Origin of the sequence: Planctomonas sp. JC2975 (genome assembly GCF_012985205.1) — a bacterium.
Taxonomy (GTDB): domain Bacteria; phylum Actinomycetota; class Actinomycetes; order Actinomycetales; family Microbacteriaceae; genus Humibacter.
Genome location: NZ_JABEKS010000002.1, coordinates 485,873 through 500,262, shown reverse-complemented (window position 1 = coordinate 500,262; position 14,390 = coordinate 485,873). Strand labels below are relative to the sequence as shown.

The window sequence follows — 14,390 nt, the reverse complement described above, 5'->3', positions numbered from 1 at the left end:
CGGTGACGGGCGAGGCGAAGGCGCTCGAGGAGCGTCAGAGCGCAGCGATGCTGTACACCGGGGTGTCGCCGAGCCGCTCGCGCCCTGCCAGGTCGGCGAGTTCCAGAACCACGCCGAAGCCGGCCACCGAATAGCCGGCACCCGCGATGAGGCGTGCCGACGCCGCCAGCGTTCCGCCGGTGGCGAGCACGTCGTCGAGCACCAGCACGCGCGAGCCCTGTGGCAGGCGGTCTGGCTCCAGCTCGAGGGTGGCCGTGCCGTACTCCAGGTCGTACGTCTCGCTGAGGACGACGCCGGGGAGTTTGCCGGCCTTGCGCACGACGAGCACGCCGACCCCTGCTGCATACGCGACAGCGGCCGCCAGCACGAACCCTCGTGCCTCTACTCCGGCGACGGCGTCGAATCCGCCTTCGAAATGCGCCGCGAGGTCGTCGACCAGTGCCCGGAAGGCGATGCCGTCGGCGAAGACGGGTGCCAGATCACGGAAGAGGATGCCGGGCTCCGGGAAATCCGGGACGCTTACGAGCAGACGGTCCAGTTCCTCACGCGCGCGACTCACCCGCCTACTCTAGGCGTGCTCGCCCGGCCGGCGCCGGGCTCAGCGCGTCATCCTCGGACGACTCCCGCCCAACCGCGCGCCACGCACCCGTGCGCGGGCCGTGTAGCGTCGGAAGCCGTGCCGCACCACCATCCCGAGGGCGAGAGCCCTGCCCCCGATACTTCCGAAGCCGATGCGGTCGCGCACCGCCGCCGCTCCCTCTTCGTCGACCTGAGCCCGCTGCGCAGCAGTCCGGCCTTCGCCCGTCTCTGGATCGGCGGATCGATCTCCGGTATCGGTGGCCAGATGACGATCGTGGCCATCGGCCTCCAGGTCTACGACCTCACTCAGTCCACCCTGGCCGTTTCGGGCGTCGCGCTCTTCGCGCTCCTGCCGATGGTGTTCTTCGGCATCTACGGCGGCATGCTCGCGGATGTCGTCGACCGCCGTCTGCTCGCGCTGCTCTCCGCGATCCTGGCATGGGGGTCCACCGTCACGATCGCGTTGCTCGCGTGGTTCCACGTGGACAACGTCTGGCTTCTCTACGTGCTCGCCACCGTGAACTCCGTGGCGGCAACGGTCGTCTCGAGCACGCGGATGGCGATCCTGCCGCGACTGTTGGACCGCAGGCTCATCCCTGCAGCCTCCGCCCTCGGCGGCATCTCCACCGGCGTCTCGGTGACGCTAGGACCGGCCCTCGCCGGCGTTCTCGTCGCGGCCGTCGGCTTCGGCTGGACCTACTCCGTCGACGTCGTGCTGTTCGTGTTCGCATTCCTCGGCATCGCTACGCTGCCCTCCATCGTCCCTGAGGGCGAGGCCGCCAAGCCCGGCTGGGCATCCGTCGTCGAGGGCCTGCGCTTCCTGCGGACGGCGCCGAACGTGCGGATGTCGTTCATCGCCGACATCATCGCCATGACATTCGGCCAGGCACGGGTGCTCCTGCCTGCGGCCGGCGCGCTGCTGCTCGGCGGCGGAGCCGTGACGGTCGGCGTCCTCACGGCGGCGTTCGCGATCGGTGCGCTGATCAGCAGCGTCTTCTCCGGTCCGCTGGGACACGTCAGGTTCCAGGGGCTCGCGGTGGGGCGGTCCGTCATCGTCTACGGCGCGTTCATCCTCGCGCTGGGGATCGAACTGGGGCTTCTCACGACCGGATGGTTCGGGAAGGCCGATGCCGCGCATCCGAACGTTCCGGCCATCGTCGTCGCGTGCCTGCTCTTCGCCGGCGCGGGAGCCGCGGACAACGTGTCGTCGATCTTCAGGCAGACGATTCTGCAGACCGCGACACCGGACACCATGCGCGGACGCATCCAAGGCGTCTTCACCGTCGTGGTGACGGGCGGCCCGCGCCTCGGCGACCTCTACGCCGGCGCAGCCGCAGCGCTCGTCGCGCTGTGGTTCCCGCCCGCGTTCGGCGGTGTCGTGATCATCGCCGCGCTGCTTCTGCTGCTGCGCTTCCAGCCGACTTTCCGCCACTACGACGCGATGCACCCGACGCCGTGAGCGCCGGGTGCATCGCGGTGGTCATCGATGGGCGTCGCAGACGCCCTTCGTCCTACTTGACGTCGAGCAGATCGATCACGAAGATCAGCGTCTTGCCGCCGAGCGGATGCCCGGTTCCGGCCGGTCCGTAGGCCAGCTGCGGCGGAATGGTGAGCTGGCGACGGCCACCGACCTTCATGCCCGGGATGCCGTCCTGCCAGCCCTGGATCAGTCCGCGCAGCGGGAACTGGATGGACTGGCCGCGGCTCCAGGAGGAGTCGAATTCCTCTCCGGAGTCGTAGTCGACCCCGAGGTAGTGCACGTCGACGGTGGCGCCTTCTGTGGCCTCTGCGCCGTCGCCCTCGACGATGTCGACGATTTCCAGCGCCTCGGGCGCGGGACCCTGCGGGGCCTCGATCTCGGGCTTGGACTTCTGCGTATCGCTCATCACTCCATCCAAGGGCACAGGGGCGACGAGGTCAAAGCGGATCCGCCACGCGCGAACAGCAGCACCCGCAGAGCTTGCAATCCTGTGCCGAGCGGCGCACTCTGGGTAAAGACCAACTCGCCGTCCGGATTCGGCTGCAGGCATTGCCGCACCACCGGGCGGTGAGTTTTGCGTCGGGGCCGTCGACCGTCATCCGAGGGCGTAGAGCCTGGTGCGGGAGGCGCTGATGTCGGCCAGCAGAGCAGCCTCGTCGGCCGCGGTGTCGGCGTCCGCCGAACCGGTGACCACGCGTTGCCGGTCCATGGCGAGACGAGTCGTCTCCCTCACCATGGAATGGATGATCGCCGGCGCCTCGCCACCTCTCGCCCTCGCCCAGGCGCGGACCCGGCGCCGGCCGGCGCGGGTTCCGTACAGCGCCACCTCGTCAGGGGTGAACCAGCCGGCTCGCCCGTAATCCTCGAGCCGCTCCCTGGTCTGGTGCTGCTCGCGCACTCGAAGCAGCACCACCGTGACGACCGCCGCGACGAAGATGGGCAGCTCGAAGAACAGGTAGACCCCCCAGAATCCGACGTAGCCAGCGAAGTTCCAGACCGCGTGCAGCACGATCGCGGCTGCCAGCCCGACGATGAACGCGGCGAGAATCCTGCCGACGCCCCTCTTGCGTGCCGCCAGCCCGAGGGCCAGGCCGGTGCACGAGGTGAACAGCACGTGGGCGAACGGCGAGAACAGCGCGCGCAGCACGAACACCGTCGCCGCCTGCCCGGCGCCCCCGTCGTGGATGGCCGTCCCGAAGTACTGGATGTTCTCCACGAACGCGAATCCGCCTGCGGTGAACGCCGCGTAGACGATGCCGTCGATGGGTCCGTCGAAGGTGCGCCTGGCCGCGAACACGAGGATGAGCAGCGCGGCGCCCTTCGCCGATTCCTCGACGATCGGCGCACGGACGACGGCCGACAGCATGGAGTCCTCAGGGATCGGCGTCAAGAAGTGCTGTCCGATGTCCACCAGCAACGCGATCGTGATCGCCGCCGCCGCACCCCAGAGCGCCGCGAACAGCTTCGCGGCCCACGGCTCCGGCTCCCACGCATCGATCCACAACGCGGTGAGCACGACGATGGCCAGAGGCACGAGCGCCAGCAGTGCGCTCACCGCGACCAGCCCTGCGCCGAATGCCAGCACGAGGTACGCGAAGACGACGACCAGGAGCTGCGTGAGCAGGATGAGCCCGATGATCGTCCACACGACCGTGCTGGTCTTCGTGCGCGGGCGCAGGGGCGGAGCTGGCAGCGGCGGAGCGCCTGATGGCCGGCCGGCCGGTGTGCCGTTCGTCACATGAAGACCTTTCCGGGATTGAGGATGCCGAGCGGATCGAAGACGGTCTTGATCCCCCGCTGCAGATCGTAGGAGTCCTCACCGAGCTCATCGCGCAGCCAACGCCGTTTCAACACGCCGACGCCGTGCTCGCCGGTCAGCGTCCCGCCGAGTCGCAGCGCCGCGGTGAACAGTTCGTCTGCCGCACGCCAGATCACTTCTGGAACGTCTCCCCCTTCGTAGACGAAGTTCGGGTGCAGATTGCCGTCAGCCGCGTGCGCCACTGTCGGGATGCTCACCCCGAACTCGCGCTCGATCCGCCCGATCTCCTCGAACATGTCCGCAAGCCTGGTGCGGGGAACCGCGACATCCTCGATCAGCACCTCACCGTGCGCCACGAGCGCCGGATGGAAGGCCCTGCGCAGCTCGAGCAGGCGCTCGGACTCCTCGGGATCGGACGACACCCGTGCCGTTCCCCCTGCGCTCTGCACGAGCGCGACGGATGCTGCGGCGCGGGTCGCGGCATCCGCGTCGTCGAACTGAACGATGAGCGATGCGCCGGCCCCGCCCGTGCCGAGCAGCTCCTCCGCACGCCCGGCATCGTCGGCCAGGTGCTCGCGGATGATGCCGAGGGCCGTGCCGTCGATCAGCTCGCACAACGACGGCCGCAGCCTCGCGGCCGTGATCGCGGCGGAGGCGGCCGCCGCCTCGCGCACGCCGGGGAAGAGCCCGACGACGGTGGATCCGGCTCGTGGCGGCCTCGGAAGCGCACGCACCGTGGCCTCGACGATGACACCCAGCGTGCCCTCCGACCCCACGAACAACGCCGTCAGGTCGTAGCCGGTGACTCCCTTCACCGTTCGGTGGCCCGTGGTGAGCAGACGTCCGTCGGCGAGCACGACCGCCAGACCGAGCACCGCTTCGCGCGTCACCCCGTACTTCGCGCAGAGCAGGCCTCCCGCGTTCGTCGCGATGTTGCCGCCGACCGTCGAGATGGCCTTGCTGGCAGGATCCGGTGCGAACCAGAGTCCGTGCGGCGCCAGCGCTGCGTCCAGGTCGGCATTGATCACGCCGGGTTCCACGACCGCCAGCTCATCGCCCGGCGCGATCTCCAGCACGCGGTTCATGCCGGAGACGTCGATGACGATCTCGCCGCCGGATCCCGCTGCTCCGCCCGCGAGACCCGTCCCCGCGCCGCGCGGAACGACAGGAAGGCGGTGCTCCGTCGCGATCCGCATCGCGGCCTGCACGTGCTCGACGCCCGTCGCCCGCACGATCCCGAGCGGAGCGGATGCCGACACCCACCCCGATCTGTCGGCCCGCGCCCCCTGCACTGCGGCGGGATCCGCTGTGAACGCGTCCCCGAGCTCGGCCGTGAGTCGTTCGATCGGATCGGGCATCCGGCTCCTCGTGGGTCGTCATCGGCCGTCGCCTGGTCGTCGTGCTGGCTCGCGCGCCGACCGCCGCGCGCACGGGAATCTTACGCGTAGGATCGGGGGACGGCAGCCGAGGCATCACCGATCGCTCTGCCGGTGAGGAGTGCCGCAGAACGTGTCCACGATCTCCGTGGTGATCCCCGCCTACAACGACGCGGTCATGCTGCGCGAATGCCTCCATCGGTTGAAGGAGCAGATCCGCCAGGCCGACCAGATCATCGTCGTCGACAACGCGAGCACGGACGAGACGGCGGATGTCGCGCGCTCGCTCGGCGCAACAGTCGTGCACCAGCCCATTCGCGGAATCTTCCCCGCGGCGTCCGCCGGCTACGACGCCGCGTCCGGCGACATCATCGCCCGCCTGGATGCCGACTCCCGACCGCCCGCCGACTGGCTGGCGCACATCGACGCCGAGTTCACGGTTTCCCCGGAGATCGGCGCGCTTACCGGCCCCGGCGAGTTCTACGACGGCAATCCGCTCGTCACCTGGCTCGGCGAGAACCTGTACATCGGCGGATACTTCTGGTTCGGCGCGCTCTGGCTCGACAACGGGCCGATCTTCGGGTCCAACTTCGCCATGCGGCGGGAACTCTGGGGACGGGTGCGCACGCTCGTGCACAGCGACCTGCGCCGAGTGCACGACGACCTCGATCTGAGCCTTCACCTCCCGCCAGACGCGATAGTGCGTGTCGACGACACGCTGCGCGTCGGCATCTCCGCGCGTCCGTTCGCCACCTGGCGCGGCTTCGGCCGGCGCCTCGGCTGGGCGTTCCTCACGTTCCGCATGAACTGGCCGGAGGCGGCGCCGTGGCGCATCCGCGACGCGCGCGAGGCGTATCAGGCGGAGCACGCCACCGACGACGGCGACGCGACGAGCACCGTCTGACGGAGTTCAGTCAGCCAGGCGCGACCGGCATCTCGGCCGTTCTACCGGCCGGCCCCGCCCGCACGTTCCGTCAGGATGCCGTGCCTTCGGCGACCGCGAACAGCTCGAGCATGTCGTGGGCGAGCTGGTGCGGAGCCGTCTCGCACGGACTGTGACCGGTGCGGTAGACGGCGAGGCGGGCCCCGATCCTGTCGGCGAACGCGGCGTGCAGTTCGACCGGCCAGAGGTCGTGCTCACCTGTCACGACCAACGAGGGGATGCGCGTCGCCCTCAGCGGCTCGGCCAGGTCTGGAGTGTGCCGCATGAGACGGATGATGTCGTCGACGGACGCGCGCCTGGTGGTTTCGAAGCGAGACCGTACGAAGTCCAGTCGAAGCGGCCCCACCTTGTTCTTGTTCGTGACGACACCCCAGATCATCAGTCCCGCGTTCTGGTGGGCGTTCGTGAGGTGGCTGATCCAGCCGATCATGCGCACGCCGCGGAACGTCTGCCCAGGCAGCGGGGGCGCCGTGAGCAGCGTGAGACTGCGCACGAGATCAGGACGACTGGATGCCACGATCTGCGCGACGGTGCCGGCGAACGAGTATCCGAGGAGGTGGGCGGGCGTTCCGGCCTCCAGCACGGCTGTGAGGTCGTCCACGAACAGGTCGTACGTGTAGTGGCCGTCAGGCCCGGGACCGGCATCCGCCGACTCGTACTGGCCGGCCAGGTCGTAGCTGACGACGCTGTAACCGGCCGCGACGAGGATCGGGCCGAGAAGCGCGAAGTCCTCCTTGGACCCCGTCACCCCGGGAACGAGCACGACGCGCGGATCGGCCGGGTCGCCCATCGACCACGTCGCCAGTGCCCCGCTCGGCGCGTCGAAGGACCCGACGACGGTACCCTCCGGCGGGACAGCCCAGTCGATTTCGCCGATCGCCGCGTCCGCCGCAACGGCAGCACGACGGGCCTCGCCGCGGTCACCGCCCGCCGCGGAAGCGTCTGCGCGGTCTTCCTCGATGGACACGCGTCTACCCTAATTGCCCTGTGCAGCGAGCACGGTTCGGGCAGCACGCGCCGCGCCCGGAAACCGTTCGACACGCCCGGCCATCCATCGGGATAGCCTTTCGAGGTGAGATTCGCGCACCTCGGAGCCCCGGACGACTCCGGCGCGCGCCTGGCGGTCGTCGTCGACGACAGGGCCGTATTCGCCGACGACCTGATCGATGACGCGCCCCGCGACCTGCAGGACCTCATCGATCGGGGTCCTGGCCTCACGGCGATGCTGGAGAACGCGTCGAAGGATTCCGCCGGCCGGCCAGAACTCTGGCATCCGGTCTCCGAGCTGCGGCACGCGTCGGCTGTGCTGCGTCCGCCGGTCATCCTGGCCATCGGCGCCAACTACGCCGCGCACTCGGCCGAGCTGGCGCTCAAGGTGGAGAAGGCCGCGACGGTCTTCGCGCTGTGGCCGAACTCTCTGACGGCGCACGAATCCACAACCACCTGGCCTGCCGAACTGTCCGATGAGGTGGACTACGAGGCGGAGCTCGGCGTGATCATCGGACGTCCTGCCCGCAACGTACGCGTCGCCGACGCTCTCGACTACGTGTTCGGGTACACCGTCGTGAACGACATCACGGCCCGCAACCTGCAGTTCTCCGAGGCCCAGTGGTCGCGGTGCAAGTCGTTCGACGGATTCACGCCTACCGGTCCTGTGGTGATCACAGCTGACCAGATCCCCGATCCGCAGGACCTGTGGCTCGCGACGACGGTGGACGGACGCCTCCTGCAGGATGCGTCCACCTCGGGGATGGTCCGATCCGTTGCCGAACTGATCGCCTTCCTCTCTCGCTCCACAACCCTGCAACCGGGGACGCTCATCTCCACCGGCAGCCCTGGCGGCGCCGGATACTCCCGAACGCCGCCGATCTTCCTGAAGGACGGATCGAAGGTGACCGTGTCGTGTTCCGGCATCGGAAGCCTGACGACCTACTGCAGAGTGGTCTGACGCCCGGTTGCGGCGAACCCACGCCTTACGATCGCGGCCCGTGAGGGCGATGCTTCAGAGTCTTCGCGGCACGGACGACGCCGGGAACCGTTCGGCTCGGATCCGGAGATCGCCGAAGGTCAGAGACGCTCGTCCGGGTTCCCGTGATGTTCGGGCACGATCGGGATCGACGTCGTGATCGTCTCCAGGCCGCTGAGACGGGCAGGGGACAACAGCTTGGTGACCTGCTCCCTCGGCAGCAGTCCGGCCTCGACGACGAGGTCCCCCACGTTGCGATTGGTCAGCAACGCGGTCTTCGCGAGCGCTGCGGCTGCCGCGTATCCGATGTGCGGCGTCAGCGCGGTGATCACGCCGATGCTGGAGCCGACCATCGCGTCCAGGCGCTCCTGGTTGGCACTGATCCCGTCGATGCAGTTGATGCGCAGAGTGAGGCACGCCTGCCTCAGCCAGGTGATGGACTGCAGCAGGAAGTTGGCGATCACGGGCTCGAACGCGTTGAGCTGAAGCTGGCCGGCTTCCGCGGCGGCCGTGACGGTGGCATCCGCTCCGATGATGCTGAACGCCACCTGGTTCACGACCTCGGGGATCACCGGGTTCACCTTGCCCGGCATGATGCTGGAGCCCGCCTGGCGCGGTGGAAGCGTGATCTCGCCGAAGCCCGCCTGCGGGCCGCTGGAGAGCAGGCGGAGGTCGTTGCAGATCTTCGAGAGCTTGACAGCGCTGCGTTTGAGCGCGCCGCTGAACGACATGAAGGCCCCGGCGTCGCTCGTCGACTCGATGAGGTCGGGCGCAGACTCGAGCTCGAGACCGGAGATCTGCCGCAGGTGGCCCACGGCGGCAGCCGCATAGCGCGGGTCGGCGGTGATGCCCGTGCCGATCGCCGTCGCCCCGAGGTTGATCTCGGACAGCAGCCAGGTGGTCTCCTTCAGGCGTTCGTAGTCCTCGGCGAGCGTTGTCGCGAAGCCGTGGAACTCCTGTCCGAGGGTCATCGGCACGGCATCCTGCAACTGGGTGCGGCCCACCTTGAGCACGTGCTTGAACTCGACGCCCTTGCGCGAGAACGACTCGCGCAGCGCCCACAGCTCGTCGAGCAGCGACCGCAGCAGCACCGACAGCGCGATCTTCACGGCCGTCGGATACGTGTCGTTGGTGCTCTGGCTGCGGTTGACGTCGTCGATGGGATGGATGCGGGCGTAGTCGCCCTTCTCCCACCCGCCGAGTTCGAGCGCCCGGTTGGCGATCACCTCGTTGGCGTTCATGTTCGTCGACGTGCCTGCGCCGCCCTGGATGATGCCCACCACGAATTGGTCGTGGAGCTTGCCGTCCAGCACCTCTTGGCAGGCCTGCTCGATGAGCCGCGCCTTGCCCGGATCGATCGCGCCGATCTCCGCGTTGGCTCGCACTGCTGCCAGCTTGACCATGGCCAGAGCGTCGACGAACGTCGAGTACACCGAGATGGGCCGGTGGGCGATCGGGAAGTTCTCCAGAGCGCGCGACGTGTGGATCCCCCAGTATGCGTCAGCAGGGATGCGCCGCTCGCCGAGCGAGTCCGTCTCGATCCGGTACTCGCCATCGCTCGCATCCCATCCGGACGGCGGCGACATGTCGGAGTCGGGTTTCTGAACGGGGATCTCGCGGGTGGCTGTCACGAGGCCTGAGCCTTTCCGGGCGCATCTGCGCGTCCACAGTCGCGACTCTACGCGGCTCGCCGCACCCCGATCCGGCACGCGTGTCCGGCGGACCGGACACCAGGGCGGCCGGGCTTATCCGCCCTCGGAGCGGTGCCGGCCGCCGTTCATGTCCGGAACGGCATACGCCGTCCCGATCGCGCTCAGGACAGCTTGCGGAGCATCCCTCGCACGAAGCCGTCGGTCCGCTTCGTGTACGGCGGGAAAATCATCGTGAGCGACTCCGGAGCGAGCGGCTTGCTGAGCACAGCCTTCTCGTTGCTGAACGTCGTGAACCCGGCCTCACCCCGATAGCGCCCCATTCCGCTCTCGCCGACGCCGCCGAACGGCAGGCCGATCACGGTCTGCTGCACCACGGCCACATTGAAGCCGACAGCACCGGAGGACGTGCCCCGCAGGAACGCCTTGCGCACGTCATCACGGTTCGAGAACACGTACAGCGCGAGCGGTTTCTCGCGCGCGGCGATGCGACGCACGGCATCCTCGTGCCCGTCCACTTCGATCACGGGGAGGATCGGCCCGAAGATCTCCTCCTGCATCACCGGAGCGTCTTCGGCCACCTCGGTGAGCACGGTCGGGGCGATGTACTTGTCGTCGGCGTCCGTTCCGCCGCCGACGGCGACGGTGCCGTCGGCCAGCATCGCATCGAGCACCCGGAACCTCGCCGGGTTCACGATGCGCGAGTAGTCGCCCGATGCCTGCGCGTCGGAGCCGTAGAGCTCAGCGACGGCATCACCGATGAGCGGCACGAGCTTGGCGGCGACCGGTTTCGTCGCCAGGAGATAGTCGGGCGCGACGCAGGTCTGGCCGGCGTTCAGGAACTTGCCCCAGGCGATCCGCTTCGCTGCTGCCGCGAGGTCGACCGAGTCGTCGACGTACAACGGGGACTTGCCGCCGAGCTCGAGCGAGATCGGCGTGAGGTGTTCCGCGGCGGCGCGGGCGACGATCCGTCCGACGCGGGCTCCGCCCGTGTAGAAGATGTGGTCGAAGCGCTGTTCAAGCAGCGCCGTGGTCTCGGGAACCGCGCCCTCCACGACGGCGACGGCGCGGGCATCCAGATACTGCGGGACGAGCTTTGCGAACGCGGCGGATGTGGCCGGCGCGAGCTCGCTGGGCTTCATGACCACGGCGTTGCCGGCCGCAAGCGCGGCGACCACCGGCCCGAGCAGGAGCTGAACCGGATAGTTCCACGGCGAGATCACCAGCACGACGCCGAGCGGCTCGCGCAGCACGTAGCCACGACCGGGCTGGAGAGCCATCGGAAGCGCCACCCGTTTCGGTGCAGCCCAGCGGCGCAGGTGCTTCAGCGCGTGAGCGATCTCGCTCAGTACGACGTTGATGTCGGCGAGGTGGGTCTCGGTCGGCGGACGGTGCAGGTCGGCGGCGAGCGCCGCCTCCCACTCCGCCGAACGCTCGGTGAGCATGCGGCGGATGCCCTCGAGCTGTGCCCTCCGCCACTTCAGCGGCTTGGTGATCCCGGTGTCGAATGCCCGCCGTCGCTCGGCCACGATGCCTGCGATGTCGTCAGAAGTCATGCGCACAGACTACGGCTGTTGGTCGAATGACCAACTCATCTTCCGCGAGCGTGCCCGAGCTCCTCTCCGGGAGTGCACGACGCCCGGCGCGAGAGCCGCTCTCGCGCCGGGCGCCTTCTTCGCTCAGCTCACGGTCGGTGCCCGATCAATGCGGGAACAGGGACTCGATCGGGCCGCGGGCGAAGTAGATCGCGAAGCCGGCGGCCACGACCCAGAGCAGCGGGCTGATCGAGCGCACCTTGCCGGAGAACGCCTGCACGATGACCCAGGTAATGAACCCGGCACCGATGCCGTTGGCGATGGAGTACGTCAGCGGCATGACGATCACCGTCATGAACACAGGCAGCAGCACAGAGAAGTCGGAGAGGTCGATGCTGCGGATCTGGGACATCATCAGCGCACCGACGATGACCAGTGCGGCCGCTGCCACCTCGGACGGCACGATCTGGGCGATCGGGGTGAAGAACATCGCCAACAGGAACAGCCCGCCCGTGACCACGTTCGAGAAGCCCGTGCGAGCGCCTTCGCCGATGCCGGCGCCGGACTCGATGAAGACCGTGTTGGACGAACTCGACGTCAAACCACCGGCGACGGCTCCGACACCCTCGACGATCAGGGCGCTGCGCAGACGCGGGAACGTCCCATCGTCGTTCGCGAGGCCCGCCTCCTTCGACAGACCGGTCATGGTGCCCATGGCATCGAAGAAGTTGCTGAACACCAGGGTGAAAATCAGCATGATCGCCGTCAGCGCGCCGAGCTTGCTGAAGTCGAAGCTCACCTGTCCGACCAGGCTGAAGTCGGGCAGCGAAACCCAGTTGGTGATCTCGGGGATGTTCAGGTTCCAGCCCGACGCGTCCTTCGGCTGCGCACCGAGGTGCCAGATGAGCTGGGCGACGACCGCCAGGATGGTGCCGGAGACGAGGCCGATGAGGATGGCGCCCTTGATCTTGCGCGCCACCAGCACGCCCGTGATCAGGAGCGTGAGCACGAAGACGACTGTCGGGATGGTCCCGATCGATCCCGCGAGGCCGAGGCCGATCGGCGGGGACGAGAGCTTCGTGGTGGTCACGAATCCCGCATCCACCAGCCCGATGAAGGCGATGAAAAGACCGATACCGACGGTGATCGCGATCTTCAGCGAGTACGGGACGGCGTCGAAGATCAGCCGTCGCAGACCGGTCGCCGACAGGATGACGATGATCACGCCGTCGATCACCACGAGTCCCATGGCCTCCGGCCAGGTGACCTGTCCGACGACGCTCACCGCGAGGAACGAGTTGATGCCGAGGCCGGCCGCGAACGCGAACGGCAGTCGCGCGATGAGGCCGAACAAGATGGTCATCACGCCCGCCGTCAGCGCGGTGACCGCGGCGACGGCCGTGAACTGCAGCTTGTGGTGATCCACGTCGGGGCTGCCGGACAGGATGATCGGGTTCAGCACGATGATGTACGCCATCGTCACGAAGGTGACGAGTCCGCCGCGCACCTCCTGCCACCAGGAGGATCCGCGTTTCGAGATCTCGAAGAACGTGTTGAGGCGTCCGGCCGGCGGCGCCTCAGTTGTCGTTTCGGTGGCGGATTGGGACATGGGACTCTCTCCGATCGGGCGAAGGAAAGGTGAACGCGGTGCGTCGAGACGATATTGTCAGGCAACTGCCAGACGGCGCTAGCATCGCGGACGATGCCGATCCCTGGCGGGCGACGCGTTCCATTCTCCCCCACGCGGGAACGACGAAATGAGGGCCTGATGGCGACCCTGTGGACTCTGCACGGCGACGGCAAGACGATCAGGCCGGAGACCGTCGTGGCGCCGGACGAACGGCTCACCTGGCCGCGCACGATCGGCATCGGCGCGCAGCATGTCGTCGCCATGTTCGGTGCGACCTTCCTCGTGCCGTTGCTGACGCACTTCCCGCCGTCCACCACTCTGCTGTTCTCGGGCATCGGAACCATCGGGTTCCTCCTGATCACCCGCAACAGGCTCCCCAGCTATCTCGGATCCTCGTTCGCATTCATCGCGCCGATCACGGCCGCGACCGCGAGCCACGGAATGGGCGGGGCGCTCTTCGGGATCCTGGCCGTCGGCGTCCTCCTCGCCATCGTCGGCGCCATCGTGATGCTCACCGGTACGGGATGGATCGACGCGCTGATGCCACCCATCGTCGCCGGCGCGATCGTGGCGCTCATCGGTTTCAACCTGGCTCCGACCGCCGTCGCGAACTTCAGCACGTCACCGCTGGTGGCGATCATCACCCTCGCCGTGATCATCCTGTGCACGGTGATCTTCCGCGGGATGCTCGGGCGCATGTCGATCTTCGTCGGCGTGGTCGTCGGGTACGTCGCGGCCGTCCTGCTCGGTCAGGTCGACTTCACGCCGGTGGCGAAGGCCGCCTGGATCGGTCTGCCCACGTTCTCTCTTCCGGCGAACCCCTTCGCGAATGCCGCACTCTGGGGCCTCCTGCCCGTCTTCCTCCCCGTCGTACTCGTGCTCATCGCCGAGAACGTCGGACACATCCGCGCCGTGGCTCAGATGACCGGCAAGGATGTCAACGTGCTCACCGGACGCGCGCTCTTCGCCGACGGCCTCGCCACCACTCTCGCCGGGTTCTTCGGAGGTTCCGGAACGACCACCTACGGCGAGAACATCGGCGTGATGGCGGCCACCAAGGTGTATTCCACTGCGGCGTACTGGGTGGCCGGAATCGTCGCCGTGTTGCTCGGCCTCTCCCCCAAGGTCGGCGCCGTGCTGAACACCATCCCCGCCGGGGTGCTGGGCGGTGCGACACTCGCGCTGTACGGGCTCATCGGCGTCGTCGGCATCAAGATCTGGCTCGACAACCACGTGGATTTCTCGAAGCCGAAGAACCAGTTCACCGCCGCCGTCGCGCTCGTCATCGGCGTTGGCAACCTGACCTGGGTCATCGGCAACCCGAAGAGCGGCATCCTGCTCGGCGGAATCGTGCTCGGAACCGTCGCCGCCATCGTGATCTACCACCTGATGAACGCGATCGGACGCTGGCGCGGCACGGACTGACCGGCAGAAACGCGCACCCTCGGGAGGAGAAACGCGCACCCTCAGGAG

12 protein-coding genes are annotated in these 14,390 nt (G+C 68.2%); 4 read left to right on the top strand and 8 right to left on the bottom strand.

Annotated elements, in window-relative coordinates:
* Positions 1-34: 34 nt before the first annotated feature.
* On the bottom strand, positions 35-559 hold the full coding sequence (locus HII28_RS15710; RefSeq protein WP_170026757.1) for an adenine phosphoribosyltransferase: 525 nt from the start codon (positions 557-559) through the stop codon (positions 35-37).
* A 117-nt stretch (positions 560-676) separates the two neighbouring features.
* Here HII28_RS15710 and HII28_RS15705 point away from each other — a divergent pair, with 117 nt between their 5' ends.
* Positions 677-2,038: an MFS transporter gene (locus tag HII28_RS15705; protein WP_170026756.1), complete on the top strand. Its 1,362-nt coding sequence runs from the start codon at positions 677-679 to the stop codon at positions 2,036-2,038.
* A gap of 52 nt (positions 2,039-2,090) precedes the next feature.
* Here HII28_RS15705 and HII28_RS15700 read toward each other — a convergent pair whose 3' ends face one another.
* The 3 genes from HII28_RS15700 to HII28_RS15690 form a co-directional block, all read right to left on the bottom strand.
* Positions 2,091-2,465 carry an FKBP-type peptidyl-prolyl cis-trans isomerase gene (locus HII28_RS15700; protein ID WP_170026755.1) on the bottom strand — a complete coding sequence of 125 codons (375 nt, stop codon included), beginning with the start codon at positions 2,463-2,465 and terminating at the stop codon, positions 2,091-2,093.
* A 189-nt stretch (positions 2,466-2,654) separates the two neighbouring features.
* Positions 2,655-3,797, bottom strand: a complete 1,143-nt coding sequence (locus tag HII28_RS15695; RefSeq protein ID WP_170026754.1) for a PrsW family intramembrane metalloprotease — start codon at positions 3,795-3,797, stop codon at positions 2,655-2,657.
* The gene (locus HII28_RS15690; RefSeq protein ID WP_170026753.1) at positions 3,794-5,176 is read right to left on the bottom strand and encodes an FAD-linked oxidase C-terminal domain-containing protein; all 1,383 of its coding nucleotides are present in this window, start codon (positions 5,174-5,176) and stop codon (positions 3,794-3,796) included. Before HII28_RS15690 ends, HII28_RS15695 begins: the two co-directional genes overlap by 4 nt.
* A 151-nt stretch (positions 5,177-5,327) precedes the next feature.
* Between HII28_RS15690 and HII28_RS15685 the strand changes: the two genes are divergently transcribed.
* Positions 5,328-6,098, top strand: a complete 771-nt coding sequence (locus tag HII28_RS15685; RefSeq protein WP_170026752.1) for a glycosyltransferase family 2 protein — start codon at positions 5,328-5,330, stop codon at positions 6,096-6,098.
* A gap of 70 nt (positions 6,099-6,168) precedes the next feature.
* On the opposite strand, the gene HII28_RS15680 is transcribed toward HII28_RS15685, so the two are convergent.
* Positions 6,169-7,104 (bottom strand): alpha/beta hydrolase, encoded by a 936-nt coding sequence (locus tag HII28_RS15680; protein WP_346769362.1) that lies wholly within the window; start codon positions 7,102-7,104, stop codon positions 6,169-6,171.
* 105 nt (positions 7,105-7,209) lie between these two features.
* On the opposite strand from HII28_RS15680, the gene HII28_RS15675 reads away from it, so the two are divergent.
* Positions 7,210-8,085, top strand: coding sequence for a fumarylacetoacetate hydrolase family protein (locus HII28_RS15675; protein WP_170026751.1), 876 nt, complete (start codon positions 7,210-7,212; stop codon positions 8,083-8,085).
* A 119-nt stretch (positions 8,086-8,204) separates the two neighbouring features.
* On the opposite strand, the gene HII28_RS15670 is transcribed toward HII28_RS15675, so the two are convergent.
* From HII28_RS15670 to HII28_RS15660, 3 genes are all read right to left on the bottom strand, one after another.
* Entirely contained in the window at positions 8,205-9,689 is a 1,485-nt protein-coding gene (locus HII28_RS15670; RefSeq protein WP_170026886.1) for an aspartate ammonia-lyase, read from the bottom strand.
* 227 nt (positions 9,690-9,916) lie between these two features.
* Positions 9,917-11,308: an aldehyde dehydrogenase family protein gene (locus HII28_RS15665; RefSeq protein ID WP_170026750.1), complete on the bottom strand. Its 1,392-nt coding sequence runs from the start codon at positions 11,306-11,308 to the stop codon at positions 9,917-9,919.
* Between the two features lie 145 nt (positions 11,309-11,453).
* Complete coding sequence (locus HII28_RS15660; RefSeq protein ID WP_170026749.1) at positions 11,454-12,896, bottom strand: NCS2 family permease; 1,443 nt, start codon at positions 12,894-12,896, stop codon at positions 11,454-11,456.
* A gap of 159 nt (positions 12,897-13,055) precedes the next feature.
* On the opposite strand from HII28_RS15660, the gene HII28_RS15655 reads away from it, so the two are divergent.
* The gene (locus tag HII28_RS15655; protein ID WP_170026748.1) at positions 13,056-14,342 is read left to right on the top strand and encodes a solute carrier family 23 protein; all 1,287 of its coding nucleotides are present in this window, start codon (positions 13,056-13,058) and stop codon (positions 14,340-14,342) included.
* Positions 14,343-14,390 lie beyond the last annotated feature (48 nt).